The sequence below is a fragment of the Aestuariirhabdus litorea genome, assembly GCF_003864255.1.
Classification (GTDB): domain Bacteria; phylum Pseudomonadota; class Gammaproteobacteria; order Pseudomonadales; family Aestuariirhabdaceae; genus Aestuariirhabdus; species Aestuariirhabdus litorea.
Genome location: NZ_QWEZ01000002.1, coordinates 677,386 through 704,124, shown reverse-complemented (window position 1 = coordinate 704,124; position 26,739 = coordinate 677,386). Strand labels below are relative to the sequence as shown.

The following is a 26,739-nucleotide window of genomic DNA, read 5'->3' as shown; positions in this document are numbered from 1 at the left end:
ACAACCCGGCTTGCAGAAACTTCAGCCGCCGCGCACTATGCCAATATCGTCACGATCATGGCCCAGCCGCAAGGCTGTACCGCCCCTGGCAGGGATAATGCCCAATCAGTGCCTTTATCCACTGGCCGTTTAACGTCGGCCTCCCGTAGCAAGGACCCCGTATGGCCCCGCACACTACCGCCAGAATTTCACTGCAGGAGCTCCGTGAGCTGTGCCAGCAGGTGCTGAGCTACCACGGTTTTTCCGCCCCCCACGTAGAACAGCTGACCGCCACCCTGATGGCCGGCCAGGCGGACAACTGCGCCTCCCATGGTGTCTACCGCCTGCTGGGGCTGATTCGCTCGCTGAAGGCGGGCAAGGTCAGCCCCGACGCCGAACCCGAGGTCCATGACCAGGCGCCGGCGATTGTCCGCGTCGATGCCCGCCAGGCCTTCTCGCCCCTCGCCTTCAAGCGGGGCTTGCCGCTGCTGATCGATAAGGCCAGGGATTGCGGGATTGCGGCGATGGCGATTAACCACTGCGTCCATTTTTCAGCGCTGTGGGTCGAGATTGAGGCCATCACCGCGGCCGGGCTGGTCGGCCTCGCCTGCAACCCGAGTCACGCCTGGGTAGCCCCGGCAGGAGGCAGGCGCCCCGCCTTTGGCACCAACCCCTTCGCCTTCGGCTGGCCGCGCCCGGACAGGGATCCCTTTGTGTTCGACTTTGCCACCAGCGCCATTGCACGGGGCGACATTGAGCTGCACCGCCGCAGCGGCGAACCGATCCCCGAGGGTTGGGCGATCGACAGCGACGGCCACCCCACCACCGATGCCAGCGAGGCCCTTAAAGGCGCCATGCTGGCCTTCGGCGGGCACAAGGGATCGGCGCTGGCGGCGATGATCGAGCTGATTGCAGGCCCCCTGATTGGCGATTTGACCAGCGCCGAATCCAAAGCCTGGGACGGGGGTGTGGATGCCCTGCCCTACCACGGCGAGCTGATCCTGGCCCTCGACCCCGCACGCTTTCTCGGAGAGGAGGCACCGCGTCACCTCGAACGCGCCGAGACCCTGTTCCAATCGATTCAGGCCCAGGGCGCCCGCCTGCCCTCCGAACGCCGCTTTGCCGCGCGCCGCCAGACCGCTGCCGATGGGGTGGAGCTGCCCGCCCAGCTGCTGGCGGATATACGTGTGCTGCTGGAGGAGACGCCGGGGGGCTGAGCCCCTCTGCTTTATCCCAAGCGCCTCTTTGTATCCAGTGGGTGTGCTATCCCCTCCAATTCAGGGGCTAACTTAGAATGCTATGCGTTCGAAGACTCGGGTGCCGTCAACGGCTCCCTTCGAGGCTCAAACCAGTGCTGGGTCCGATTCACAAAGGCCACCAGCGACAGCATCACCGGAACCTCCACCAAAACGCCGACAACGGTAGCCAGCGCTGCACCCGAGTGAAGCCCAAATAGCGAGATGGCTACCGCTACGGCTAGCTCAAAAAAATTGGAGGTGCCAATGAGGCAAGCGGGGGCCGCAATGTTATGCGGCAGACGCCACTTCCTGGCCCAGAAATAGGCCAGTGCAAAGATCCCATAGGTCTGTAGCAACAAGGGGATGGCGATCAGCAGAATCGTATGCGGATGGGTCAGGATCGTCTCGGCTTGAAAACCGAACAGCAGCACGACCGTAAACAGCAGGCCAATCACCGACCACGGCTTCAACAGGTGTACGAAATGGTTCAGGCTCTGCTCGCCACCGGAGGTGAGCAGCTTGCGCCGGGTAATAATGCCTGCAATCAGCGGCAGCACCACGTACAGCACGGTCGAGAGCAGCAGCGTCTGCCAGGGCACCTCGACATCGCTGATACCGAGCAGAAAAGCGGCGATCGGAGCAAAAGCAAACACCATGATCAGGTCGTTCACCGACACCTGTACCAGGGTATAGTTGGGATCCCCCTTGGTAAGCTGGCTCCAGACAAATACCATCGCGGTACAGGGCGCCACGCCGAGCAAGATCATCCCGGCGATGTATTCGCTGGCCGACTGCGGGTCGACCCAGTCGGCAAAAATAACACGAAAGAACAGCCAACCCAGCGCGGCCATGGTGAAGGGCTTGATCAGCCAGTTGATCACCAGTGTCATCACCAGCCCTTTAGGGCGCTTGCCCACATCCTTAATGGCCGCGAAGTCCACCTGGATCATCATCGGGTAGATCATGACCCAGATGCACAACGCCACCACCAGATTGACGTGGGCGTACTCCAATTGGGCAATCAGTGAAAAAATCGCCGGAAAGGTATTGCCGACGGATACGCCAATCAGGATGCAAAGCCCGACCCAGACCGAAAGGTAACGTTCAAATAAGCCCATCGTTGTTCTCCTTAACAAAATCTCAGCAGCATGCTGCCTGGCGTGCGGGCCGATCGCCCATCTGTTGCAGGCGTTGTTGATCGGAATCCAATTGAGCGCGACAGGCACCCGCGGCCAGCCCCAACACGTCAACCACCCAAGCGGACAGGTCAGGATGGCGCTGGTAGTAGACCCACTGGCCATGCCGGGTGTCCTGCAGCAGGTTACAGTTGCGCAATTGCGCCAAATGTCTCGACACCTTGGGCTGTGACAGATCCAGCGCAGCCGCGATTTCACACACGCACAGTTCGCCTTCCGCCTGAACGAGCAGCAACGTCCGCAAGCGGGTTTCGTCACTCAAACATTTAAAAACCGAAGCGGGAATAGACTGCATACCAATCAACCTTTATTGAGGATTACGGGCGCGAACATATTGATACGCTCGGCGATCTCTTGCGCCATCTTTTTGAACCCATCATCCCCATCGCCATTTGCAAACTCGCCGGGTTCTCGGCTCAGAGGAACAACACCCTAGCTTTAAGCGTCATCTCAGCTTCTGTAATGAGTATATATGCTTATTCGTATATAAGGGTTTTTCGCCGAGGTCAATCATTCGTACTTCTATCTGAAGCCTGAGGGGCACCCATTTTAGTACCACCTGCTATGTGACTGAGCAGGGGCCTGAGAGGCTTCATTTCCTTGGCCACCCTTATACTCTTCTCTCACAAAAAAACCGCCTTACACTCCTGAGAATCGATCCATCACCCAGGAGATATCACCATGGGCAACCCTATCCTTTCATCCCTACTGCTTTTTAGCGGCATCCTGATGGTCATTAGTGTTTGCGGCATTTTGATGCTGGCGGCCGACGGGCTGGCCCGCTGGTATGGCGCGCTTCGCCAACCCACGACCGCTGCCGGCGCACGCAAACTGGCCCTGCTGGTTTTGCTGCTGTTTCTTTCGTTGACGGTGTTCGCCGCGTCCATCGGCTATGTGCTGGGTATAGCGGCTAAGGTCCTCTAACAGGTCTACCCGCTTTATGAGGATGTTTTTCATTTTGGAGACTTTGCGGCGTGATTAAATGCAATCTGGCCCGACTGATGGGCGAACGAACAATGAAGATTGTGGATGTCGCACGCGAGACCCGGCTCAACCGCAATACCGTGACCCTGCTTTACAAGGAAACAGCCCAGCGCATCGACCTGGAGACGATAGAAAAGCTGTGCGATTTGTTTGATTGTGAAGTGGGTGAACTGCTTGAACGGGTTCAGTAGGCTTGAATGGTGTTGATGTGCACTTAAAACTGACTCAGGGTTTGCACCTAAAAAGGTAGCGGCCTAAAACCTGACACGATAGTACGCGTCGAGGACAGTGGACAACAGTACCCGCCAACGGCTGAAGGGCCTACCGGCCAGATCAATAAAGCGGATGGCGGCGTACAACCGGGCAGAACCCTGCGGTTACCCGCGTGACAGCCGCTCCCGGTACCACTGGATGGCCAGACTCCAACGCTGCTGAATGTACTGATCCCGCTCCGCTTCGCTGGCAAACAGGTAGCACTTGATGGCATCCATCTGATCCTCCTCATCCAGCAGGTCCATCAGGGCGCTCTCATTCACCACCACACAGGGTTCCCCCGCCCGGGTCACCCCTTTGGTAATGCTGCCCCCCTCGCCTTCCAGAACTGGCTCGGCAACGGCCAGCAACGGTTCGCGGTACTCGACCCGCAGGGGTTGGATGGGTTCGCTGGACATGGCGTAGACTCCTTCGACCCGCGGCGGCCGGAACGGTAGTGAGTGAGATTGATGGTGTGTTCAGGGCCAGCATAGCGAGGCCTGCGGCGTCCAAACAGACTGTATAAACCCTCATGTCGCCTGAGGCGACAGCCTCCGGAGAGCAGACCGGCATAGGATCTGAAGCGGTTTAAATCGTCATAACCAATAAAATTCAATAGGTTACGCGCAAAAACAGGATTTTGACCAGCTCCGATTAACACCGATCCGCCTCACTCCCTGGCCGCAACCCGGAATTACTGAAATGCAAAATTGTAAATACTTTTGATCACTGCCCTATTTGCATTTAATTGTCTGTTCACGAATTCCTTGAATCGCCACCAGAGGTCAATTTGCGGATCATATTTCTGAGTACAAAGTCGAGGATAAGGTCGCACTATTGGCTCATAGTCAAAAACTTGTTCGCATGCTCCCTAAATGGTCATCAGCAGGCAGATAAAATGCGTATTACAAGCCATATTTACGCATCTTCTCCCATAGGTTTTTGCGACTGATGCCGAGCGCCCCGGCGGTATCATTGATCTGGTGAGCACAACGCTCGAGTTCAGCGCTGATCCGTTCACGCTCGCACTGCTCCATATAGCCCTTTAGATCGGAGTCGCCGGGTTCAGTTTGAAGCCGGGGCCGGTCGAAGAGACTCAGCTCCAATTGAGAGGAGTCGCTGTTGATGCAGGCACGCTCAATCAGGTTTTTCATCTGCCGGATATTGCCCGGCCAAGGCTGACGAGCCAGCCACCCCTCAACCGCCGCGCTAAATTGATAGGGAGCGCTGTTGTCGGGTCGCGGACAGCCAGCCAAAAGGCGATTTGCATACCAGCGTATATCTTCCGGTCGCTCGCTGAGCGGCGGAATATCAACATGAACGACATTGATTCGGTAATAGAGGTCTTCGCGGAAACTGCCATCTCGGATCTTCGACTGCAGGTCTCGGTTGGTGGCACACACCAGATGGACGCTCACTGGCAGATCTTCCCGCCCTCCTACACGGCGTATAGTGCTGGTTTGCAGGGAACGCAGCAGTTTGGCCTGCATCGCCATCGACATCTCCCCCAGCTCATCGAGAAACAACACGCCGCCATCGGCCTGCTCGAACAACCCCGGTCGCAGCCGGTCTGCTCCGGTGAAGGCGCCTTTCTCGTGACCAAACAGCTCTGCTTCCAACAGAGAGTCCTGCACCGCGGCGCAGTTGATCGATACAAACGGCATGGGTTTACCCGCGGCCAGTTGATCGCGGAAGAATTGGGCCGCGTGCTCCTTACCTGCACCCGACGGTCCGGTGATCAATACCGGCACATTGAATCGCGTTGCTCGTCGAAGTTGTTGCTCGATCTGTCGCATCGACTCGGAGATGCCCAGTACCGGTACAGCTTCGGTTACCACCATAAACAGCTCCGGGCAGATCTGTTTCAATTTTGCGAGCAATTCATCCAGATCGAAGGGTTTGGTGATGTAGTCTGCAGCGCCCCGCTTGAGCAGCCCCACTGCCTGGTTCACTGTTCCGTGCCCGGTCATAAACAGGGTTGGAAGAACCCCTTGCCCTTGTTCCAGCAGTTGGTCGAAAAGAGATTCACCGCTCATATCCGGCAGGCGAATATCACTGAATAGCACGCCGTAGCGCCCCTTGAGCAGACTGGGCAGTGCCTCTTCGGCGCTTTCGAACCAGTCGCACTCAACTCCCTCCAGCTCAAAGCGCTGCTTGAGTGATTCGCCCATGATCGGGTCGTCCTCTACCAGACACACGCTCACCATCACTTCACCTCCTCTGATCGCTCTATCTCGGGCAGATGAACATAAAACCGGGTCAGTCCATCTTCAGACACCACCACTACCTCGCCTTTGAGCTGCTGAACCAACTGATAGGTCACCCAAAGCCCCAGCCCATGCCCATGCGCCCTCGGGTTGTCTGTCACGAAAGGCTCAAACAATCGCCCTAGCTTCTCAGTCGGGATGGTCGGCCCACTGTTCTCGACGCTGATCAATATCCCTTCCGGCGCAAATCGGATCATCCCTTTGACAGTACTGCGCTCCGAGCTAGCATGGATCGCATTCAGAGTCAGATTGATCAGGATCTGCCGGATCGGCGTTGAGGGCAGCTCCGTCGGCTTATCACCTTCGGTTTGAAAATCCAGCTGCACTCCCATCTTACGCGCGTCCGCCGCCAGTAACGCGATCACATCGTATATATCCTTAGGTGTGAAAGGGTGGCTTTGGGCCCGGGCCTGGACCAGCAGCACCGAGACAGTATCTTTGATCTGTATTAAGCCTCGCTCGATCAGCGATGCGGTTTTAGCCGCCACCGGATCCGCCTGGCTGAAGCGCTTGAAGGTATTGAGCGCATTGAGCATACCCCCCAAGGGATTGTTGATTTCATGAGCAACGCCGGCCGCTACGCGCCCGATCGCCGTTAGCCGCTCCGATGCCACCATCTGATACTCCAGTCGCTCCTTCTCTGCCAGTGAGTCAAGCATCTGCCCAAACTGCTCACCCAGCTTGCCGATTTCATCCTTACGTCTAGGCGGTTGATACGCGATCTCACTCAGAGGGGTCTGTCCTACCTGCGCCATGCTCTGATGTAGAAGGCTAAGAGGCTTGACCATCTGCTTACCGATCCACCATCCCACTGGAATCAGCAGTACGATGACCGCGAAGGCGCTGAAAGTCACCCGCCAGTAAAGGTCATAGAGGCGTGATGTGAGGAGTGATTTGGGATAACCCATGATCAACCAACCGATGCGCACCCGGTCATCCACCAATGACAACACCACGTAAAGATTCTGGTCGCTGCGCTGACTATAGAGCTGGTCGGTGATCAACGCATCCTGCTGCAGGCGCTTTAGCAACTGGCCAACCTCCGGATTCCCTTGTCCTGGATCTGCTTTGACTGGAAAACGACGAGGCTGGTTGGACACGTAAACCTGCTGCTGATTATCCACCACCAGTAGCAGCCGCTGGCTTGCCAGCCCGGATTCTTCCGTTGCATGATGCAACATCCGATAGGCCTGCCACAGGTCATCGTGCCGCATGAGGGGGGTCAGGGTGTTGGAAAGCACGCCGCCGACATCACGCGCACTCTCGAAAAGGTCGTCTCGCAAGTCTCGCTCACCCTGGCCAATCAAAACTACCGTAATCACCAGCCCCGAGATTAAAATCGCCAGCGCAAGGCTGATTGGCACCTTGACCCGGTAGCTGAGATCGCTCAATAGCGATAGCATCAGAGGCGCTCTGCCATTTCAGCAATCGAGTGATAGAGGTCCGGGCGTGAACGCTCAAAACCATCCAGCGCTAATCTCTGCAGCAGTACCTGCCCGCGCGCGTCAAGGCTCATTTCGAACAGTGCGGTTTGAAGGCGTTGACTGGCAGGGTTTGCCTCGCGCAGAGACACAAAAGGGGGGAAGCCATAGTGGGCTGAACGGGATACCACCCGTGTTTTGCTGGCCAGATCAGGATTGCTTTGGGCCAACAACTCCCAGACATAACCATCAACGCTACCGCCATCGGCCAATCCATCGGCCACCGCCTGGACCACGTTGCGGTGCGACCAGGTGTAGAAACTGCGCCGAAAGAAGCTGCGTGCGTCCCGCCCCTGCTCACGCAATGACGACTGTACCACCAGGTAGCCTGAATTGGAGTCCGGATCCGAAAAGGCAAAGGTTTTACCGCGTAGATTATCCAGTGACTGAGTTTGAGTATCGTCGCTGGGAACAACCAGATACGCCTGATACAGTGGTTTGCCCTGGTAAAGTGGTGTGGCCAGTAGGCGCAGGCGCTTCTGGTGTTGACTATAGGGATAACCACAGAGCCATGCAGCGTCTAGCTCACCGGCAAGCAGCAGTTCGGTTACCTCGCGATAACTTTGCCGTTGAATGAACTCCACCGGACCGCCCACTTTGGCTTCCAGATAGCGTTTCCAATCGTTTAGAAAGGAGAGCTGTTCATCGAGAAAGACCGGGGTCAGTCCGATACGAATCGGCGCGCTGTCCGCCAAAGCCGAGCAGCTCCATCCCAGTAGCCACAGCATCAAAAGTAACCTTTTGAATGGCATCATTATTATCCTGTTGCTGTATTGTTTTTGTTATTGAAGCGATACAGCCATTGTTGACCGTAGCAAGTGTAGGGTCAATGCCCAAAGGTATCACAAAGCCGGCATCCTGCCGCCTGTCCAGGTCACCCGCACGGGTTTGTAACCACGCAACAATGCGCCAACATTTGACCCCGGTACGCTCAGGAATGGGAGCGTTGAGTCGCGTTGTGCCGGGCGGAAGGGAGCGGTCATGCCATTGCCCCTGATGGTCCTGAAACCAACCGTAGCGCTGCAACACAAAGCTCATACCGCCCCCTTCGAACATCAGCCATAGCGCCCGACCGCTGCTACCGCCTGGCAACGCATGGGCCGCCCGGTTAGCTAACACAAGCTGAAGCTGCGTTTCCGCCTGATTGGTCAACCAGCGGGCCTGTAGTGCGCTGGACTGCAGTGCATGGTCCGCAACACCGAGGAAGCGGTGATCCCCTTGCTGAATCCGTGGCAGGTGGCAGCGTGGACAGTCAGGCGCTGCCTCCAGTCGACGCCAGTGGCGAAGGGTGTTTTCCAGCGGCGCATCATGGCAACGAGCGCAAACCGGCTCGGCCCAGCCAGCCTGTTTTGTTTGATGCAACGAATCTAGGTGGCAATCGAGGCAAACCACTCCCCGTGCAGCCTTGGGTGCATGACAGTTGAGGCAGCGAGGGTCCTCCGCCGCTTTCCATTCTTCCTTGAACGCCCTTGACTGTGCCGCATGAGCCATCGCACTGGCAGCATAACTTGCGACAGCATCCGGATGACACTGGCGGCACTGTGCCGCAACCTCACAGGGTAGGAGCATTAACCCGGCTAGCCACAGGCACCGCATCAGGGACGCTCAATCACCATCGCCGGTTCTCCCAGTTCGCACAGGCCGCGGGGAATAATAAACGTCGATGGTAACGGTGAAAGGTTGTCTGAATAGTCGCCCGGCTCAACCCCAAGTCCCGAGCGCTTCCAGTCTTGCACCCTACCCAACAGCCACAGTAGTCGCATATTCTGGACAGTGGCCCACTCAATCCAGCGCTGACGTAACGCTTCACGATTCTCATCCAAGGGATCGCTCACCAGCACCAACACGGAAACGCTCGATGGCAATGCAAGCACACTGGGATCGTTGCTAACGGCAAGTGCATGAGACAGCATGCCTGACTCCTGCCCTGTGTCTGATCGCAGATCCAGCACCCTAAGTCCTGGCTCATGTAGGCGCGACGCCAACTCCTCAGGGGTAATAAACGTCGGCTGGGTTTCAGCCCAAAGCAGATTTACCGACAGCGCTGTAACGCTGACCAGCAGCCAACTCCAAGAGCGACTAACCCGCTTCACGCTGACAAGACCCAGCAACGGTGTCATCCACCACTGCCAGCGGTATCTGTTCGGGGGGATTGAGCTTACGCACCAGCTCAACGCCGCCCAAGGCCAGAAAGCGATCCGCTTCCAGCACCAGCGCATCACAGTTACCCTCACGCAGCAAGTTGTCGATATGGCGCGTTTCCCAGGCACCACCGGAAAGCCACAACAGACCGTCAAATACCTCTCTGGCGAGCACCAGAGCATCGAGCTCCAGACCGCGCTTTTCTGCCTCGGCTTCTGGGCAATCGAGCCACACGCCGGCGACACGCTCGCAGTCCAGCTCGCTCAACCACTGGCGCAGGCCAACCTCCAGACCATTGATACGATAACCGGTCAGAGATGCCGGATCGGGTGCATAGAATAGAAATCCGCTACCGTGTTGGGAACGGTTCAGGCTGAAGTTGGGCGCAGGGCGACGGATCTCCACCCGGACGATCAGCGGCTGGATTTCACTGCGGGCGGGCAGGCCACAATCTGCATCAACAACCCGATACCCCTTGAAATCCGGCTCAATCTCCCCGCAACAAGCGGCCAATGCGGCCTGCTCAGCCAATTTGGAATTCAGGGGGGGATCGCCGATCCAGCCGCTACAGCCACTCAGTGCATTCAATTCCGGGTGTTCCGCCAATTCATCACGGACAAACAGATAAACGGGGTGCCGATTCATACCAACCTCTGCTCACTCATCCAATAGTTTTTCCCATAGCTGTACCGCCTGACCATTCGCCGCCTGACCCTCACGAGCCATATAGGCGCGGTAGGCCCTCTCCTTGGAAATCGCGTCCCGAACCTTCGCGGCCAGATCGGCAAAAGCGGTTGCTGTCGCGCTCTCCGGCGCACCCAGCACCAGCGGCGTGCCGCTATCGGCCAGCGCCTGTGCAACCGGATCAAGGGGCAGACTGCCCAGATGAGAGATGGAGCGCTCCGCAGCCAGCTTTTTGGCCGCGCCGCCCGGATAGAGACGCTGAGTTTCGCCGCAGCAGGGGCAGACATAGCCGGTCATGTTCTCCACTAGGCCAAATACGGGGATATCCAGCTCGTGGAAAAGGCTCACCGCCCGTCGTGCATCAGTCACCGCCAGCTTCTGTGGTGTGGTAACCACCACGGCGCCGGTGATGGGAATCTGCTCCAGAATAGTCAGCTGCACATCGCCGGTACCGGGCGGCAGATCCACCAATAGAATATCCAGTTCCGGCCAGGCCACGTCGCGGAACATCTGTGTCAGAGTCTGGCTCACCAGAGGCCCTTTCCACACCAGTGCTGCCTCCGGCGGCATCACGGATGCGACCGAAAGCGCGGCAATGCCATGGTGTTGGGCGGGCACTGCCAACCCCGACTCATCGCTAGCCAAGCCATCACCGATGCCCAGCATCCGCGCGATGGAGGGACCGTAGAGATCGGCGTCGAGAATGCCAACCTTCAGACCTTGCTGGCTCAGGCTGGCCGCCAGATTGACGGTGACGGTCGATTTACCTACCCCACCCTTGCCACTGGCGACCAGCACGATATCGTCGATATTGGGCACCGGGGCGACCGCACTGGTGTCGATACCGCTGTCGGTGACGTCGGTCAGCGGGATGCAGCTAGCGGGTTGGTCGGAACAGCTCATTGCAGCACCTCCGCATTCGTCTGGGCCTTACGTTGCAGCAACCCTTTCAGGCGCTCCAGCAAGGGTTGCAGAGCAGTCACGAGAGGGTGGTCGTCCCGCAGGACTTCAGCCAGCTGCCCCTCATCGGCGGCTTCCGCCAACGCTGGATCAAAGGGCAGCCGCGCCAGCAGCGGCAGGCCGATCTTCTCCGCCAGCAGCCCCCCTCCCTCGCTACCAAAAAGCGGACTCAGGGTGCCGCAGTGGACGCACAACACGCTGGACTGGTTCTCCACCAGCCCGAGGCAGGGAACGGCAAGATCGGCGAACATCTCCATACCTCGGCGCACGTCATCCAGCGACACCTGTCCGGGGGCGGTGATGGTGATGACGCCATCGAATTCGCACGCCTGCAGCGCGGCCAGATGCACGTCGGACGTGCCGGGGGGCAGGTCTACCAGCAGAATATCCAGCTCGCCCCACGCCACATCACTGAAGAACTGTGGCAGGCCAGAATCCACCAGTGAACCCCGCCATATGAGCGCCTGATCGTCGGGTAGCAGAAAGCCAAGTGACATCAGCTTCACCCCATGCGCCTCAAGCGGTGTCATTTTGCCGGCAGTTTCATGGATTGCGCCGTGGGTACCAAACAGGATGGGAGCGGAGGGGCCGTAGATGTCTGCATCCAGTACACCAACACGCATGCCCTGGCGCGCCAGCAACAGCGCCAATTCCGCCGTGAGGGTGGATTTTCCCACACCACCCTTGCCGCTGTGCACGGCGACCACTCGCGATACGCCGGAAATACGCTTGCCGTTGCTGACCGACATGGGACGCGGCTTGACGATTACCCGCTGCACCCCTTGAATCGCTTTCAGTGCAGGGGCAAGGACTTCGGCAAGCATCTCCTGCTCCGGTTCGCTGGTGCGCTCGGTGTCGATAAAAACGCGCAGTACACCGTCGGTCTCCACCACGTCATACACCTGCCTGCCTGCGAGCAGGCTGTCGCCACTCGGACTCAGCGCCATTGCCGCCAACTGCTCCAGCGCTTGTTGCTCGAGAGCGGAGTAACCATGTTGAGCATTCATGGACATCTAAACGCCTCCTTCAGATAGATACGCAACTGCGCGGCCTCTTTCGGACTGATCTCTGCATCGGCTCCCTGGTTCTGACGCATTACATCCACAATCCCTGGGCGCAAGCGTTCCGGAAAACGACACAATTCTGCGACAGGCAGCGCATGGCAACTGCTACAGCGCACTTCAAACAGCCCTGCCGGCGTTTGAGGTTGACGCCAGCACCAATACCCTCCTCCGGCGAGCATGAGCGTAATAACAACCACTGCGCGCACTACTCCCCCAGCATCGCCATCCAGTCATCGTCCAGCGCCTTTTCGTTGGCACAACTTGGGCATAGCTCGGTCTCGCTAACCGCCCGATCCAGGGCCGGCAGATAAGGGTGACCGCAGTTGCTACAGGTTGTTTGTTTACGCCGAATCAGCAACTGCCGCTGATCGCTTACCACTGCCGCAGGTGTGTTTTTTTCCGACACGCGGATCGCATCTACCGGACAGACTTGTTCGCAGAGCCCGCAATCGGTGCAGAGGTCGCTCTGGTAGCCCAGTGCCACCATACCGTTGCGCTCTAAATGCAAAAGAGCACCGGTCGGGCAACGAGAGCCACAACTACCGCAGAGTGTGCAGCTTTCGCTGATATGTCGTTGACGCCAAGGTGTTTCAGCCCCCTCTTTCCAGCTGAGATGCCCACGCTCACGATTAAGTAGTTCACGATAAGGACGCGGCGCCTGTGGATGCGTGTTCTGCTGATAGAAGGGCAACGTGTCCAGCGATGCAGGGGTACTCGATTCCGGCACTACCCAGCGGATCGCCTCCTCGATACCCCGCGCACTGGCAAAGCCGAGGAAACCGCGCCGGCTAAGCCGCTGCTGATCTTCGCGCAGGCGCTCGCCGTCGGCTTTCTCTTGCGGCTGCAGTTGCCACCTGGATGCCATGGCCGGCCCCAACCAGTTCTGCAACTGCTCACCGAGCGCTGCACAGTGCTCGCGGGCATCTCCACGCAGGCAGCGTTCACACTGATCAAGGCCATGCAGTGCCCAGCTTTTGACCCGCTCCGCGCCAGCTCCGACTATCAGTTCCGCATCCAGCAGGTGATGGCAAGGAATAATCACCCCCCCCCCGCCATCACGGCTTTCCCGGCAGTGAAGATGCACCTCCTCCAGTCCGCTGACCGACTCCGCAAACCGCTGCGGATCAAAACCGCTCAGCGTAAGTGCTGCAGTTGGGCACAGGGCATTGCAGGCGCCGCAGTTCTGGCAACTCTCGCGATCCACCTCGACCGCGTCGATGCTGACCTGAATCGCATCGGAGGGGCAGACATCAACGCAGCGGCTACACAGCTCAAAACGGGAACGAAGGTTGATGCAAAATTCAACATCCACCTGCAGACTGTTACCGTCCAGGGTCATACGCGCCTGATCAAAGCCGCTCTTTGCGTTCATGCATTCACCTTACGCAGCTGGGGCTTTTCCTCATCCAAACGCCGGCCAAGCCAGTGGCACAGCGCCACGGCACCAACCATGTTGGTGGCCATGGGCACATTGTTGAGGTCGCAGGCGCGGTAAAAGGGGTTGATGTCTGGCTCATCAAAGCCTGGGTTGACCGGATCGCGGATAAAGAACACGGCGCGAATGCAGTTGCTGCAGATCAGCCCGCAGAGCTGAATCTCGCCGCCCTTGCGACCGGAGAACATACCGGTCACCTCCAGCTCAGTCGCCTGCCTGATCGCTTCAGAGGTCTCCTGGGTCGCCAGCAGTCGGTAGTGTTCAAACACCGGCAAACGTTTCTGAATCAGTTTGATCAGCTCCTGGGTTTTGGCTTCATGGGCGATCAATATGATCGTCTGTGCGCTGTTCATAGTCCCCCCGCCACAGAGGCCACCTCTGGACGCACTGCGCCAACGGGAGCACGAACTAATTCTGTGTAGATGCCTAGATGCTGACGCACCAACCGCGCCAGCAGCCTCGACTCCTCCTGGGCCCCCTGCCCACGGTGCAACACCTTCACATGCCCAGGGTTGGCAATCAAACGGGCCAGCTCAGCGGTCAGCGCGCCCTGCTGATCAGCCGGGTAACTCCATCCGTGGAGGCCATCGACAAAATCGGGATGGGTTGCCAGGTGGCTGCGCAGTACCGGGCGATCAAGAGCACGGGCGAGATCCAGCACCGGGCTGTGACACTGCATCTGGTAAGGCATCAGCAACAGATCAGCATGGTCGAAGATAGCGGCGGCTTCGCTGGTATTGATATAGCGATCAATCACCACCACAGGGATACTGGCACGCAGTTTCTCCAGTAGCTGCGGATCAACCCCCGCCAGCGCGCGTTCACCTGCCAGCACCAGCTGCACGCCATCGAGACACGGCTGCGCCAGCAAGCTTTCGATGAATGCCGATGTGCCCTTTTTGAGCCCGCCGTAACCAAACTGCAGCAGTCGCAGAGACGCAGCTGGCAGCGCCGCAACCGCTAGCGGAAGTCTGCGTGGCAGTTGCGGATTGGAAATTAGATTGGGGCTCCCAGGAACCAGTGCACACCGTTCGCTGGTCATATCCAGCAGTTCCTGCAGACCCCAGGCGATATGGGCATCTCGGGCAATTACCTTATCGACCCGATGATAGAGCCAACGATAGAGCGGCTGGCTCAGCCAGCGGTTACGGTGCGGCAGCAGGTTGTGCGGGGTGTAGACCACTCGTACCTTACGACGCTGACAGAAAAGAACAAAACGCAACGCTGCCAGTGGGTGACCCACCCACTGCAAGTGCACGATCTCCGGTTGATAGAGGATGACTTCGCGGCGCAGTTGCCGCCAGGCGAACCGCCCCGTCGGCAGTCGATATGCCACCTCCAACGGCAGTGGCTGATCCGCCAACTCAGCCTTCTGGCTGGAGAGCAGACGCACCTGCGCCCCGGCATCGCTAAGGCCAAGTGCCAAGGCGTGAGCGTAATGGGACAGAAATCCGTTCCCGGTTCCCTCTACCAGCAGAATCCGCATCCAGACCTCCCGTTAAAGACCCGAAGCTTTGCGGAAGTCGGCATCATAGTCGAGCCGAGGCGGTTCGCGGTTGTTTAGTTCGGCCAGCTCCTTGAGCCGTTCACGGTGGGAAACGCGCAGGCACACATCCTCCCACAACAACTGACCGATCAGGGTCAGTAGCTGCTGGTAGAAGGGGTGTAGCGCTGCTGTGGCCGCGAGCCGACACCAACCCGGTGCCCAGCGACCAAGCTGTTCGACCATAAAGCGGTCGGCGCGGGTTCGCATCGCTTCGGCTTCCTCCTCTGCGCCACTGGCTAAGGCGTCCTGCTCCGCCTGCAGCTGCAGGGCGTAGAAGGAGAGCATAACGCCAACATGGTCAGGAAACTCACCGCTGAGGCGGTTACGAAAGCCCCAACCCGCCTCATGATAGGCTGCGAGCGCCCTGTCCGCAGGCTCCTGGAACATCCGTCCGGTCTCAAAAACCGAGGCGTAAGGCATCATCGCCCCCGGAGCCACCATCAGCCCGGTGTACTCCTCAGCCAACGCTTCAAGCAGTGCTTCAGCCGGCGCCTCAAAAAAGGCGGGAGAAACCACCACGCCGGCGTCAGCCAGCGGTTGACGCAGTGGCCCCCGCAACAGGGCGAGTAGCTCGAAGTCTACCTCGCCTTCCAGTAGCCGGCCGAACAGGCGGTACAGCCCTGCCTGCGCTTCCAGCTCCATCAGGCGCTCGTCGATGACAGGGGCAGCTTGCGCACCGTCTCTTTGTTCGGATTGATCTTGTTGTTGTATTCCGAGCATTGGCTACCTCCTAGTGTCCACCGCCATGTACGGTAGGCTTGGGCAGGCTATCCCAGTCGATATCCACCTCCTTGTGGTTAGCGCGATGAAGGTCGCCTACATAGGCATAGCGCAGCGTCTCTTCGTAATCCTTCATGGATTCCTCAACACTGGCCTTAACATCACCGTACTTATCACCGGGCTGGGCCTTTTCTACCGTGACTACTGTGTCGTACCAGCCTTGTGATCCGCCTATCGGATCTACCGCCAGCTTGATAATCGGATTGGGATGAACGCCCTTGTCGTTCCACCAGACGTTGTTGCTGATATCGGGGTCTCCACCGAGCATCCAGTCGGCGTCAGCCTCTTGTTGCTTAAGCTGAGCCAGCCGTCCATAGGCAGAGTGGCCACAAGCGGTGGAGATCGCGACAACGTCGGGGTGAATCCCCTCAGTCACGTGGGCGCGAGTAACGATGTACCCCAGGCTGGAACTAACCCGAATCAGATCGCCATCCTTGATGCCGCGTGCCCCTGCCGTCTTAGGGTTCATCCAGGCTGGGTTCTTGTGGTAGAGCTCAGCCAGGTACTTAACCGATGCGGTACGGCTCTGGGTATGCACATTGACCTTGTAGGTGGTGAGCACCAGTTCGTTGGCTTTCTTATCCCTTGCGTGCAGGCGCTTGTAAACCGGCAGCGGATTGAAACCGTACTTCTTGTAGCTCTCCTTGTAGAGGTTGATCTTCGGAGTCTCGCCACCGAATCCCTTGTAGTTCTTTCCGCGCACATGCACACCGATGGCGTGTCCGTCCTTGCGGATCAGGTTATCATCGCCGACCACCGCGCTGGCCATCTCCGCGGCCGATAACTCCCCTTTATATAGCCCGTAGCCAGGATCAACTTCGTTGCCGTTCTTGTCGACGATCTTGGCGGTAACCGGGTCCACTTTGCCGTAAATGGGCCACACACCTTTCTTTTTCATGTAGTCCCAACCTCCGGCTTCCTTGAGGCCGGGGATGTTGTCGAGGTGCGCCCGCATCCACGCCTCAGAGTCCTTGAAGGCGAAATACTGTTTGATCCCCAAGGAACCATCCGGATCCACCTTGCGAATCACGTCGATCAGGGTCTGGCGGAACTCCTGGGTGCCGCCCAGCGGCTTGATTACCGGCTGGCGAATCGACAGGCAGGGATACAATCCGCTCGGCATGGACTCCGGATCGTGGCGCTCGAGATAGGTCACATCAGGAATGATCAGGTCCGACAGCTCGGTGGTCTCCGACATGTAGGGGCTGAAGGAGACCAGGAACGGTACCGCCTGCTCATCCTTGAGCAGATCCTCCCAGACATGGCTGGAAGGATAGGTATACACCGGGTTGTCGTAGTAATGCATCCACACAGCTACCTTCGCCCGCCCTTTGCGGATCATGTAAGGTGCGTGGGTGGAGACTGCATGTGAAGCCAGCGGATATTCCGGTGGAGCGGCGATCTCGCTGGCGGTTGCACCGGCAGGCGGAACCGGCTCCGGCTGCGGCCAGCCCATCCCCCGCGGCAGGCAGTACCCCCCCTTTACCTCAATGTTGCCGGTGATGACGTTAAGCATATTGATGGCCGCCTCCTGATAGGCACCGTAAACATGCTTGCAGGGGCCGCGGTAGGAGAAAGTGGTGGCTGGCTTGGTGGTCGCGAATTCCCGCGCGATTCGGCGAATATCGCTCGCCTTCATCCCGGACTCCTGCTCCGCGAACTCCGGAGTGTAGGGCTTGAGATGGTCCTTGAGTTGCTGCACCTCCACATTGGTCCAGTCGGCGATAAACTGCTCGTCGGCTAGCCCCTCGTTCATGATCACATGCGCCATCGCCAGGGCGATTGCCACATCGGTGCCCGGGAAGGGAGCAAACCACTCATCCGACCAACCCGCAGAATTGGACATCCGCACGTCGAAGGTGACGATCTTGGCCTTGTTGCCCACCACGCCATCCACACAACGTTGTGCGTTGGGGTTCATAAAGTAGGCGGTCTCCAAAATATTGGAACCGAAGTTGAGGATATACTTGGTGTTGGCCCAGTCGCAGGATTCGATATCCGGCCCCCAGGTCGGCTCTAGACCCACCTTCTTGGAGGACTCGCAGATATTGGTGTGATTGAGCATGGCGTTGGAGCCGAGCGCGTGCATAAAACGCTTCACCGCACCACCGGTCCGATCCCGCCCCCACTTGAATACCATCTCGTTGAGGACCTCAGGCTTATGTTCGGCCTTGGCACGATCGATCACCACTCGCAGCTTCTCGGCCAGCAGCGTGGTGGCTTCATCATAGGAGATCCGCTTCCATTTGCCCTCTCCGCGCTTACCGGTACGCAGCAGCGGAGTCATGATCCGATCCGGATCATAGATATGCAGAAAACCGGAGTTGCCCTTAGCGCAGAGTTTGCCACGGGTGTTGGGGTGATCCATGTTCCCCTCCAGTTTAACCACCCGGCCGTTCTCGACGTAAGCCACACCACCGTCTTCAATATTGCAGGTCATACAGGTATAAGGGACAGCTTCGCGCTCGGCTCCGGAGACGGCGGAGTAGTCCTTGCCACCCTGTTCCTGTTCCATTGCCACTAGGCGACTGCTGGACAGGGTCGAGGCACCGGCAGCAGCACTGCCTAGCTTAAGAAAGTTGCGCCGGTTCAGTTTGGCTGAATCCATCATGGTTTCGACTCCCAATCAATAAAAGCTCATGGGCAGTTGGCCTGCCACTAAAATCACGTCGCGCAGTGCCCAGGCACCGACCGTGCTTAGCACACCCGCCAGCATGATCATCATCGGTGTGCGTCCGGCAAAGAGTACGACCGCCAGCGGTGCAACAATTCCCACCGCAAACCCGAGTATCCAGTACCGGGTAGAGAGTTCGCCGTTGATGATCGCCAATGCTTGCTGCTCCTCTGCGGAGCCGTAGGCCATGCGCAGCGATTCGGCCGCGAACGCCATCAGTGTGACCAGCAACCCCCCAATCAGCACATAGCGCAGTACAATGACAAAGCGCTCATCCAAATTTCCAGTCACCATGGCCACCAACGCCGTCAAACCCGCACCGGAAGTCACAGACAACGCCACGAATAGCAACGGAATACCGGGGGAATGCCAGAGTTCACGCGCCTGCTGCGCCATCAAGTCCCAACCGGTATAGAGCGGCAGCAAGACTCCGAAAACCGATCCCAGGATGGCGAAGGGCTTGAGGAGGCCTGTTTTTCCCAAGGACGCGGCATAGAGATAGCCCATCACGGAGACCCCAAAAACCACAAAGAACAACGCCCCCCAGCTTAATGGCGAACTGGCATGGAAATAGATCAGCGGATAGAGGAAACGACTGGGTTGCCCCAGGTCCATAATCAACAGAGCGCCGCAGACCGCCAGCAACACCAGCGTCAACAGCGCCACCGGGCGGCGCAGGTTGTCGCTGCTTGTCCCGCCCAACCCGGATACGTAGGCCGGCGCCGCAACTAAAACAAAGCTCATCGCCGTCATGCCGATCAGGAAGAAATAAAGCGACAGTTCCCATCCCCATGGGGAGATGTTGTATTGCATGTACTCAAACATGATGAGTGCTCCCTATAGAACGCCGGCAAAGAATCGGCTGCCGCGGTTATGTTTGAAGAATGCCTCGGCATCAGAGCGGGCAGCGTAGGACTCGGGAGCAGCAAACAACTGCTCGGTGATGCCACGATCCGGCTTGATGTAATAAACCTGTGGTGCGGTGCCCTTTTCTGGCTTGAGGGTGACCGTCTTGTGACGACCCACCAGGCGCGCTACCTCACTGTTCGGATCGTTAAGGTCACCGAAGATGCGCGAGCGACCGAGACAGGTTTGCACACAAGCCGGCACCAACCCCTTCTCCACCCGGTGATTACAGAAAGTGCACTTGTCAACTACGCCGCCAACCTTGACGTTGGTGCGACTGGTGGGCAGCACGTGACGAGCGTTATAGGGGCAGGCAGCGATACAAGTCCGGCAGGCGATGCATCGCTCATAGCGTTGCAGGACAAAACCATCCTCATGCTTGTAGGTGGCTTCCGTCGGACAGTTACGCACACAGGGTGGGTTGTCGCAGTGGTTGCACAACCGCGGCATAAAGTGGCGGCGGGTATTGGGATAGGCACCAGTATCTTTGACTTTGACGATGGTGCGCCAAACGCCCAGGGGAACATCGTATTCTGCCTTGTCGGCACACACGCATGCCATGCAACCGATGCAGCGGCGCAGGTCGATGACCATAGCCCAGCGCTTCTTGCCTGGCACCCCGAGGGACGGCTCTGTTTGCAAACCGATAGCCATGAAGTAAGACCCTCTTGGTTGTTGTTACGGAATAGCCTGATACTGAATAGGGTTTCAGCTATTTCCATGCCAACCAAAAGGTTTTTACTTAACTTTTTGTTTTATATAGAAAAAAAATCACAACAAATGACTTTCCCGCACCTCGCAAAGTTACCTGTAGGTAACACGTAGTTTTTGTACGGTTACCGTCTGGTAACGCAGCTGAGCGATATGCTGCGTAAACTTCGCGGATCAAGCGTCCAGAACACAATAGAAACGCAACCCATCGTTACAGGGCTTTAGACGCAGGTGAGTCAGCACCACTGCAGAGACGGGAAAGCGCCGCCGATGCTTGCCGGGATCGTAAGGTTCACCATAAGCGCGTCCACTGATGCGGATCTGCTTGCGACGATGCCGGTCGTCCAGATCATCGACTTCTTCGATAGCCAGCGTTTCGAAACGCCTGAACACGATCTGATCGTTCTCCATCCGGAACAGGGCCTCGGACAGTAGGCCAACGATAGCGGTTCGCAGGTCGAACCCATACCAGGCAATCTCGACGCTATCATGTTCATCAACGCTTTCCGGCTCCCAGCAATACAAACAAAGCGCGGCAAAAGCGGCGTTACAAATAGACTCCTCATCCTCGGCTATGATCTCCATGCCGACACCGCCTTTGGGCTCTTCGATAAATGCGTACCTGGCCAACGTACTTTTCCTTGCAATGAAAGATTACTAAACAGTAGGGACAGATCGCGAGGCTAGCAACCTGTCTAGCTCCTCCGGATAGCAGGCCGGCATAAGATCTGAAGCGGTTTAAATCGACATAATCACTAAAATTCAATAGGTTACGGGCAAACACCGCTTTTTTCGCCGCTCCAATTAACACCGATCCGCCTCACTATCTTGTCTCAAACCGGAATTCCTGAAATGCAAATTTGTAAATGGTTTTGATCACTGCCCTATTTGCATTTAATTGTCTGTTCTCTAGCCCCTGCCTGATAAGGTTGATCAATACTGACTGAAGCCAAGAATATCTCGATCGCTATCGGTCCCAGGCACCGCACCATGCAGAGATGATATTTTATCATTTTTAACCAACAGGACCGGTCTTCACCAACCGCAGATAATGGCCTAGCCATCGTGCTCTTTGGTCAGCCGGCTACGATCTGGTAGTCGCCATCTGACAGACACTCCTAAGCGTTACGAAAGAGACGATAGATGGCTTTGTACTGCTTTGCCCACGACTCCTCGTAGGCCTTGATGCCAGCTTGCCGGTAGAGCACCCGCCCGCAAAACTTCAGCTACTTGGGGGAAAGGTCACCGCCGCTGCGCCAGCGCTCCAGGGCGGCCTCACTGATACTCCAGCGGGCAGCGAGTTGTTTTTGGTTGAGGTGAGCGACGTCCATCTTGGTCTCCTTCCGAATGAGTTGGCAGGAGTCCATGAAGGCGCTGTTCCGCCCGCTAGCCAAGGCAATTCCAGGAAGCGCCGCTACTCGGACAGATCATTCAGCTCGTAGCTGGTGCTGCGCCCACCCGCATCCGATTTGCGCAGCACACCCCGAGTGAGCAGGTCGTTGATGTCACGCAGTGCCGTGTCCGGCGAGCACTTGGCGATAGATGCCCACTTGCTACTGGTGAGCTTGCCTTCGAAGCCATCAAGCAGTCGATTCAGCAACTTCAGCTGCCGCTCGTTCAAGGGCGTGGTCGCCCAGCGCTGCCAAAACCGCGCTTTCGTCAGGACGCCGTCCAGCCTGTGCTGGGCCTGGTCAACCGCGCGATGAAGCGTGTCGAGGAACCACGCGAGCCACTCGGTGACGTCCAGCGACCGCTTTTGCGTCCTCTCCAGGATGTCGTAGTAAGCCTTGCGTTCGCGCTGGATCTGCGCCGACAAACTGTAGAAGCGCTGCGGACTGCCGTCAGCGCGCGCCAACAACAGGTCGCCAATTGCACGGGCGATACGGCCATTGCCGTCGTCAAACGGATGCAGGGTGACGAACCACAAATGGCCGAGGCCGGCCTTCAGCAGCGGCGGTTCGTTCTTTGTGCCATTCAGCCAATCGAGGAAACGGCTGGTTTCGGCCTCGAGGCGATCGGCCGGCGGTGCTTCGAAATGCACCCGCTGGCGGCCGATAGGGCCGGACACCACCTGCATCGGGCCGGTGGCATCGTCGCGCCAGCCGCCGACCTTGATCCTGGAGAGCCCGGAGTAGCCGGTAGGAAACAGTGCGGCATGCCAGCCGAACAGACGCTCCCGCGTTACCGGTGACTGGCAGTTGGCCGTGGCATCCAGCACCATCTCGACCACGCCCTCGACGTGGCGATCGACCGGAGCGAGCGCGCCGATATCGACGCCCAACCTGCGGGCGATGGAGGAGCGCACGGACTCGACATTGAGCTGCTCCCCCTCGATCTCGCTGGTCTTGACCACGTCATCGGTCAGCGCTGCCAGGCTTGCCTGAGCGCGCAGGGCCATGCCCACGTCGGCCAGGCGTCCCATCAATAGACCCTGGGCACGACTGACCTGAGCCATTGGCTCAGCCAGCGCCGCCAGGTCGAAGTGCCAGGCCGGCCAGTCGCTGGTCTGCCAGATGTAGTTGCAATCACCGCTATTCATGCGGAGATTATGGGGCGCAATCTCCGCTTGCGCAAGTCAATCGCCGCACATTATGCGGTGAATGTTGACACTATTCACCGCATGGTGGATCGCTTTGCTGCTGCTTCAGGCATTCCAGCTCGAGCAGCACTACAATATCTTGCCCCTTCATGGCCGCTCCCCTCGTTGCAGTACACAACCACTGCAACACCGTCCGCAGTCCAGGTACAGTGGGCAGATAGCTCTAGCAAGAAATTCACTGCGCCCACTCTACACGTCACGATTTGACGCACAGCCCCCTTCAAAATAGTCATCCAGTAACAGGGCGACTCGGTCTGAATTGAGGCGGGTATCACAGTGTTGATTTGCACTTAAAACTGACCCAGGGTTTGTATCTAAATTTGACCCACCCTGATGGCCTGATTTTGGTCTTTGTTTCGGTTATTTATTCTGCCCTATTCCGGCAACCTTGCATCATTGATTGCAGGGAGGGGTTTAACGTGGGTCAAAATTCGATGCAAATATCGGGTGTTAGTGGGTCAGTTTCGGATGCAAATCAACAGTCACGCTCAAATGCTCCTCGATAATCACATAGCGTATCGTCCATATCGATAAAAACTATGCAAACTATGCCTAAATTCACGTTCAGTCTGGTATTAAATTTTTGGGGCCTCTCAATCAATTAGCCTTTTGAACACAATTTTTTTCCGACGATAAATAAAAAATCCCGACTTGGACTAACCCATGTCGGGACAAATGGAGTCAGGGTTTATCTCTAGGCAATAGCTTACTGGCTTGCAGTTTTTTGCTCATTAAAATATTTAACAACGCCAGGATGGAACTCGATGCTTATACCCTTCATTGCCGTGTCGGGATGAATAAACTGGGTTGCTTTATGGGCTTTGTGCATCCTGGGCAGACTCGTAAACAGAGTCTTTGTTAAAGCGTAGGCAAGTTCCTCACTGACATCTGTCGAGGTGACCAGCACCGCAGGATATCCGGACAAAGTCAGGTCGTTTTCCTGATTCGGGTAGGTGCCAGCCTTAACGACATAGTTGCTATACAGCGGGTTAGCCTCAATGAGCTTTGAGGAGTGCTCAGCGCTTGGCTGAAGGATATGGAAATCACCTGAGGCCAGGAGCTCGGAGATGGCTGCGCCAGGAGGCGCTGCATCAAAGAGACCGCCAGCTACCTGTTCGTTTTTCATCAGGTCGACGGCTTCTCCATAGTTGACGTATACCGGCTCAATATTGAGCTGGGCTCCATCCTCTTTGCGGTAAAAAAGATTGGCAGCGGTTAACACTGCATGGGCATCTACCTCGGTACCACTGCGTGCCGCACCCACCACAAATTTTTTCCCCTTAAGGTCATCAAAGCTTTTGATTGACCTCGAGACGACCACATGTTGCAAACTAGGCCACATTCCGGTGATTGCGCGCAGCTTATTGAATGGCTTGGACTCGAACTGATCAGCGCCGTTGTAGGCATCGTGGGTTACTTTAGCTGAAAGAATAGCAATCTGGGCCTCTTGTGATCTCAGCAGGCCAATATTATCTACTGAACCTCCTGTGGACATGGCCGAAGACAGTACGTTCGGGAGTTTGTCACTAAACAGCTTACCCATAGCTACGCCCACTGGATAGTAAGTTCCCCCGACATTACCCGTTGCAATCTTTACAAACTCCTTCGCGTTACCAACAGAGGGTGTCGACAGAACAGCGAGAACGGCAGCGGATATAAACAGCTGAGTGATCGTATTTTTAATTTTTATCATTGTAATCTCCTTAATCACGACAAAACTATTAATGGATATGAGTGTGCCTAATATTCAGCACTGATGCATTTCAGGGTTCGGATGTTTCTCCTGTGTGGTGACTGGAACGGGGTTGAAAGCAGCGGTTGGCCATGGGGTTCAACCGGCCTCGCTGGATTGGTAACGCTTGAGCTGGCGGCACTTTGTAAGCTGTATCAACAGAACTATCGCCAAGCAGACAGCTCCCGCGGTGTCACTAAGGCTGCCGCCCAGGATCAGCATCAACCCACTGGCCGCCATCAAACACCGCTCAAGCGGGCTGAGCACGCAGAGCAAATAACCCTCCAGGGACGCACCAACAGCAATAACTCCGATCAGCGCTGTCAACACTGTGAGTGTGAGGTGGAACAGACCATGCCCTGTATCGATCAACAGCAGCTCTGGTGACATCACAAAGGCGATGGGCACAAGGAAACCGGCAGCACCTAACTTCAAGCTGGTGAGCGCAACTTTATTGGTTGAAGCGTCGGCAATACCGGCCGCAGTAAAAGCGGCCAGAGCCACCGGCGGAGTGATGCCGGAAAGAACCGCGTAATAGAGCACAAAGAGGTGGGCGGCTATATCCGGTACCCCCAACTCAATGAGGGTGGGGGCCGCGATCGTAGCTGCCGTGATATAGCAGGCGGCGGTTGGCAAACCCATGCCCAGGATGATAGAGGCCACTATCGTCATCACCATGGCCGGGATCAGAAGGCCACCGGATATATCAATAATGTTGCCCGCCATCATCGGCCCGAGGCCGGTCATTGAAGAGACGCCAACGATAATGCCGACAATGGCACAGGCTACGGCTGGGCCGAGAGCGGTTATGGCACCGTCACGCAGTGCATTGACGATTTTTCCTGCGGTCATTCGAGTGCTTTTACGTAGATAGCTGACCGCAACCGTTAACCCTATGCCCCAAATGCCTGCAAAGAGCGGGGTACGACCGCTGACCAACATCCAGATAACGGCAGCCACAGGGATGAGCAGGTGCCCTTTCTCAAGCAAGATCTCTTTTAGAATGGGTAGCTCGTCCTTGGGCAGCCCCCTGAGATTGGCTTTTCGAGCACGCAGATCGAGCATGACCCAGAGGCTCAGGTAGTAAAGAATGGCAGGGATCAGGGCGGCCTTGATAACGTTGGCGTAAGAGATACCCAGAATCTCCGCCATGATAAATGCGGAGGAGGCCATGATGGGGGGAGTGATCGAACCGCCACTGGATGCAACCGCCTCGACAGCGGCGGCAAAGTGCTTCGGGTAACCGACACGCTTCATCAATGGAATAGTGATGGTGCCGGTTGTCGCCACATTGGCGACCGCACTTCCACTGATGGTGCCCATGATGGTACTACCGAGTACGGCCACTTTGGCCGGCCCCCCGGGTCGGTGGCCGGCCATCGCCAGGGAGGCATCGTTAAAAAACTCAGATGACTTTGTTTCGCCCAAAAATGCGCCGAACAGGATAAAGATAAAGATAAAGGTTGCAGACACGCCAAGCACGATACCGAAGATTCCTGTTTCGGTATAAAACATCTGGTAGATGATTCGCTCCCATGAGAAGGGCACTATCTGGAAGGGGCCTGGAGCATGATTACCATAGGCCGCGTAGAGCAGAAATAACGCGCACAGTATGACCAGCGGCCAGCCTATGGTGCGACGACAGGCCTCAAACAAAACCATGATGCCGCACAGGGCGATCGCAAGGTCGAACTGGTCTGGCAGGCGGCCGGTGGTGGCAAACTCGTTGTACATGAAGAACATATACAGGGAGGCCCCCGCCCCGACGGCTATCATACCCAGGTCAAGCAAGGAGGGCGCTGCCTTTGGGCTCCCCCGTCGGCGCGGATAGATGAGGAACACTAAAGCGAGAATAAAGGCTAGGTGAGCGGCGCGAAGCTGTATGGAAAGCAGGTAGCCATAGCTGTTGTAGTAGAGATGGAATAGACCCATCGCAATGGCTGTCATGGTAATGGCAATCCCCCACATCTCTTTGGGGGCCATGTTTTGAGACCGACTTTCATCACTGGTTCCAGCTACCAGCCTGAGCAGCAAGTGCTTCATGGCGATACTCCTGGTTTTTATTGTGGTTATTCAGGGGCAGTAAAAGCCTCGGCGCAAGACTCCAGC

The 26,739-nt window shown here is 57.2% G+C and carries 25 protein-coding genes; 3 read left to right on the top strand and 22 right to left on the bottom strand.

Going from position 1 to position 26,739, the window contains the following annotated elements; all coding sequences use genetic code 11:
* Positions 1–161: 161 nt before the first annotated feature.
* Positions 162–1,196, top strand: a complete 1,035-nt coding sequence (locus tag D0544_RS13320; RefSeq protein ID WP_125016931.1) for an Ldh family oxidoreductase — start codon at positions 162–164, stop codon at positions 1,194–1,196.
* An 80-nt stretch (positions 1,197–1,276) separates the two neighbouring features.
* On the opposite strand, the gene arsB is transcribed toward D0544_RS13320, so the two are convergent.
* Positions 1,277–2,335 (bottom strand): ACR3 family arsenite efflux transporter, encoded by a 1,059-nt coding sequence (gene arsB, locus D0544_RS13315; protein ID WP_125016929.1) that lies wholly within the window; start codon positions 2,333–2,335, stop codon positions 1,277–1,279.
* A gap of 22 nt (positions 2,336–2,357) precedes the next feature.
* The gene (locus tag D0544_RS13310; RefSeq protein WP_125016927.1) at positions 2,358–2,708 is read right to left on the bottom strand and encodes an ArsR/SmtB family transcription factor; all 351 of its coding nucleotides are present in this window, start codon (positions 2,706–2,708) and stop codon (positions 2,358–2,360) included.
* A 386-nt stretch (positions 2,709–3,094) separates the two neighbouring features.
* Here D0544_RS13310 and D0544_RS13305 point away from each other — a divergent pair, with 386 nt between their 5' ends.
* Both D0544_RS13305 and D0544_RS13300 read left to right on the top strand, forming a co-directional pair.
* Complete coding sequence (locus D0544_RS13305) at positions 3,095–3,337, top strand: hypothetical protein (RefSeq protein WP_125016925.1); 243 nt, start codon at positions 3,095–3,097, stop codon at positions 3,335–3,337.
* A 50-nt stretch (positions 3,338–3,387) separates the two neighbouring features.
* Positions 3,388–3,588 (top strand): helix-turn-helix domain-containing protein, encoded by a 201-nt coding sequence (locus D0544_RS13300; protein WP_125016924.1) that lies wholly within the window; start codon positions 3,388–3,390, stop codon positions 3,586–3,588.
* Between the two features lie 186 nt (positions 3,589–3,774).
* Here D0544_RS13300 and D0544_RS13295 read toward each other — a convergent pair whose 3' ends face one another.
* The 20 genes from D0544_RS13295 to D0544_RS13195 form a co-directional block, all read right to left on the bottom strand.
* Positions 3,775–4,068, bottom strand: a complete 294-nt coding sequence (locus tag D0544_RS13295; RefSeq protein ID WP_125016922.1) for a hypothetical protein — start codon at positions 4,066–4,068, stop codon at positions 3,775–3,777.
* Between the two features lie 486 nt (positions 4,069–4,554).
* Entirely contained in the window at positions 4,555–5,856 is a 1,302-nt protein-coding gene (locus D0544_RS13290; RefSeq protein ID WP_125016920.1) for a sigma-54-dependent transcriptional regulator, read from the bottom strand.
* Positions 5,856–7,319 carry a sensor histidine kinase gene (locus tag D0544_RS13285; protein WP_125016918.1) on the bottom strand — a complete coding sequence of 488 codons (1,464 nt, stop codon included), beginning with the start codon at positions 7,317–7,319 and terminating at the stop codon, positions 5,856–5,858. Before D0544_RS13285 ends, D0544_RS13290 begins: the two co-directional genes overlap by 1 nt.
* Positions 7,319–8,125 (bottom strand): substrate-binding domain-containing protein, encoded by an 807-nt coding sequence (locus D0544_RS13280; protein WP_125016916.1) that lies wholly within the window; start codon positions 8,123–8,125, stop codon positions 7,319–7,321. Before D0544_RS13280 ends, D0544_RS13285 begins: the two co-directional genes overlap by 1 nt.
* Positions 8,040–8,435 carry a hypothetical protein gene (locus tag D0544_RS13275; protein WP_125016914.1) on the bottom strand — a complete coding sequence of 132 codons (396 nt, stop codon included), beginning with the start codon at positions 8,433–8,435 and terminating at the stop codon, positions 8,040–8,042. Before D0544_RS13275 ends, D0544_RS13280 begins: the two co-directional genes overlap by 86 nt.
* Positions 8,436–8,992: 557 nt before the next feature.
* A complete protein-coding gene (locus D0544_RS13270; protein WP_125016912.1) occupies positions 8,993–9,310 on the bottom strand; it encodes a hypothetical protein in 318 nt (105 codons plus the stop codon).
* Positions 9,311–9,476: 166 nt separating this feature from the next.
* Positions 9,477–10,184, bottom strand: coding sequence for a hypothetical protein (locus D0544_RS13265; RefSeq protein ID WP_125016910.1), 708 nt, complete (start codon positions 10,182–10,184; stop codon positions 9,477–9,479).
* Between the two features lie 12 nt (positions 10,185–10,196).
* A complete protein-coding gene (locus D0544_RS13260; protein ID WP_125016908.1) occupies positions 10,197–11,126 on the bottom strand; it encodes an Mrp/NBP35 family ATP-binding protein in 930 nt (309 codons plus the stop codon).
* Positions 11,123–12,196, bottom strand: coding sequence for an Mrp/NBP35 family ATP-binding protein (locus tag D0544_RS13255; protein WP_125016906.1), 1,074 nt, complete (start codon positions 12,194–12,196; stop codon positions 11,123–11,125). The genes D0544_RS13260 and D0544_RS13255 overlap by 4 nt, the downstream gene beginning before the upstream one ends.
* A gap of 256 nt (positions 12,197–12,452) precedes the next feature.
* Entirely contained in the window at positions 12,453–13,619 is a 1,167-nt protein-coding gene (locus tag D0544_RS13250; protein ID WP_125016904.1) for a 4Fe-4S binding protein, read from the bottom strand.
* Positions 13,616–14,035, bottom strand: coding sequence for a methylglyoxal synthase (locus D0544_RS13245; protein WP_125016902.1), 420 nt, complete (start codon positions 14,033–14,035; stop codon positions 13,616–13,618). The genes D0544_RS13250 and D0544_RS13245 overlap by 4 nt, the downstream gene beginning before the upstream one ends.
* On the bottom strand, positions 14,032–15,168 hold the full coding sequence (locus tag D0544_RS13240; RefSeq protein ID WP_125016900.1) for a glycosyltransferase family 4 protein: 1,137 nt from the start codon (positions 15,166–15,168) through the stop codon (positions 14,032–14,034). Before D0544_RS13240 ends, D0544_RS13245 begins: the two co-directional genes overlap by 4 nt.
* 12 nt (positions 15,169–15,180) lie before the next feature.
* Positions 15,181–15,948, bottom strand: a complete 768-nt coding sequence (locus D0544_RS13235; protein ID WP_125016898.1) for a TorD/DmsD family molecular chaperone — start codon at positions 15,946–15,948, stop codon at positions 15,181–15,183.
* A gap of 10 nt (positions 15,949–15,958) precedes the next feature.
* Positions 15,959–18,619: a molybdopterin-dependent oxidoreductase gene (locus tag D0544_RS13230; RefSeq protein WP_207905880.1), complete on the bottom strand. Its 2,661-nt coding sequence runs from the start codon at positions 18,617–18,619 to the stop codon at positions 15,959–15,961.
* A 15-nt stretch (positions 18,620–18,634) separates the two neighbouring features.
* On the bottom strand, positions 18,635–19,507 hold the full coding sequence (nrfD, locus tag D0544_RS13225) for an NrfD/PsrC family molybdoenzyme membrane anchor subunit (protein ID WP_125016896.1): 873 nt from the start codon (positions 19,505–19,507) through the stop codon (positions 18,635–18,637).
* A gap of 12 nt (positions 19,508–19,519) precedes the next feature.
* The gene (locus D0544_RS13220; protein WP_125016894.1) at positions 19,520–20,242 is read right to left on the bottom strand and encodes a 4Fe-4S dicluster domain-containing protein; all 723 of its coding nucleotides are present in this window, start codon (positions 20,240–20,242) and stop codon (positions 19,520–19,522) included.
* 231 nt (positions 20,243–20,473) lie between these two features.
* Positions 20,474–20,929, bottom strand: a complete 456-nt coding sequence (locus D0544_RS13215) for an archease (RefSeq protein ID WP_125016892.1) — start codon at positions 20,927–20,929, stop codon at positions 20,474–20,476.
* A 784-nt stretch (positions 20,930–21,713) separates the two neighbouring features.
* Positions 21,714–22,838 (bottom strand): Fic family protein, encoded by a 1,125-nt coding sequence (locus D0544_RS13205; protein ID WP_125016890.1) that lies wholly within the window; start codon positions 22,836–22,838, stop codon positions 21,714–21,716.
* Between the two features lie 766 nt (positions 22,839–23,604).
* Entirely contained in the window at positions 23,605–24,591 is a 987-nt protein-coding gene (locus D0544_RS13200) for a TAXI family TRAP transporter solute-binding subunit (protein ID WP_125016888.1), read from the bottom strand.
* 138 nt (positions 24,592–24,729) lie between these two features.
* The gene (locus D0544_RS13195; RefSeq protein ID WP_125016886.1) at positions 24,730–26,673 is read right to left on the bottom strand and encodes a TRAP transporter permease; all 1,944 of its coding nucleotides are present in this window, start codon (positions 26,671–26,673) and stop codon (positions 24,730–24,732) included.
* Positions 26,674–26,739 lie beyond the last annotated feature (66 nt).

Coding starts and splice junctions, on each gene's coding strand:
- D0544_RS13320 (WP_125016931.1), top strand. CDS start 162: ATGGCCCCGCACACTACCGCCAGAATTTCACTGCAGGAGCTCCGTGAG.
- D0544_RS13295 (WP_125016922.1), bottom strand. CDS start 4,068: ATGTCCAGCGAACCCATCCAACCCCTGCGGGTCGAGTACCGCGAACCG.
- D0544_RS13240 (WP_125016900.1), bottom strand. CDS start 15,168: ATGCGGATTCTGCTGGTAGAGGGAACCGGGAACGGATTTCTGTCCCAT.
- D0544_RS13270 (WP_125016912.1), bottom strand. CDS start 9,310: ATGCTGTCTCATGCACTTGCCGTTAGCAACGATCCCAGTGTGCTTGCA.
- D0544_RS13245 (WP_125016902.1), bottom strand. CDS start 14,035: ATGAACAGCGCACAGACGATCATATTGATCGCCCATGAAGCCAAAACC.
- D0544_RS13255 (WP_125016906.1), bottom strand. CDS start 12,196: ATGTCCATGAATGCTCAACATGGTTACTCCGCTCTCGAGCAACAAGCG.
- D0544_RS13310 (WP_125016927.1), bottom strand. CDS start 2,708: ATGCAGTCTATTCCCGCTTCGGTTTTTAAATGTTTGAGTGACGAAACC.
- D0544_RS13275 (WP_125016914.1), bottom strand. CDS start 8,435: ATGAGCTTTGTGTTGCAGCGCTACGGTTGGTTTCAGGACCATCAGGGG.
- D0544_RS13220 (WP_125016894.1), bottom strand. CDS start 20,242: ATGGCTATCGGTTTGCAAACAGAGCCGTCCCTCGGGGTGCCAGGCAAG.
- D0544_RS13305 (WP_125016925.1), top strand. CDS start 3,095: ATGGGCAACCCTATCCTTTCATCCCTACTGCTTTTTAGCGGCATCCTG.
- D0544_RS13235 (WP_125016898.1), bottom strand. CDS start 15,948: ATGCTCGGAATACAACAACAAGATCAATCCGAACAAAGAGACGGTGCG.
- D0544_RS13200 (WP_125016888.1), bottom strand. CDS start 24,591: ATGATAAAAATTAAAAATACGATCACTCAGCTGTTTATATCCGCTGCC.
- D0544_RS13195 (WP_125016886.1), bottom strand. CDS start 26,673: ATGAAGCACTTGCTGCTCAGGCTGGTAGCTGGAACCAGTGATGAAAGT.
- arsB (WP_125016929.1), bottom strand. CDS start 2,335: ATGGGCTTATTTGAACGTTACCTTTCGGTCTGGGTCGGGCTTTGCATC.
- D0544_RS13285 (WP_125016918.1), bottom strand. CDS start 7,319: ATGCTATCGCTATTGAGCGATCTCAGCTACCGGGTCAAGGTGCCAATC.
- D0544_RS13230 (WP_207905880.1), bottom strand. CDS start 18,619: ATGATGGATTCAGCCAAACTGAACCGGCGCAACTTTCTTAAGCTAGGC.
- D0544_RS13250 (WP_125016904.1), bottom strand. CDS start 13,619: ATGAACGCAAAGAGCGGCTTTGATCAGGCGCGTATGACCCTGGACGGT.
- D0544_RS13260 (WP_125016908.1), bottom strand. CDS start 11,126: ATGAGCTGTTCCGACCAACCCGCTAGCTGCATCCCGCTGACCGACGTC.
- nrfD (WP_125016896.1), bottom strand. CDS start 19,507: ATGTTTGAGTACATGCAATACAACATCTCCCCATGGGGATGGGAACTG.
- D0544_RS13265 (WP_125016910.1), bottom strand. CDS start 10,184: ATGAATCGGCACCCCGTTTATCTGTTTGTCCGTGATGAATTGGCGGAA.
- D0544_RS13205 (WP_125016890.1), bottom strand. CDS start 22,838: ATGAATAGCGGTGATTGCAACTACATCTGGCAGACCAGCGACTGGCCG.
- D0544_RS13280 (WP_125016916.1), bottom strand. CDS start 8,125: ATGCTGTGGCTACTGGGATGGAGCTGCTCGGCTTTGGCGGACAGCGCG.
- D0544_RS13290 (WP_125016920.1), bottom strand. CDS start 5,856: ATGGTGAGCGTGTGTCTGGTAGAGGACGACCCGATCATGGGCGAATCA.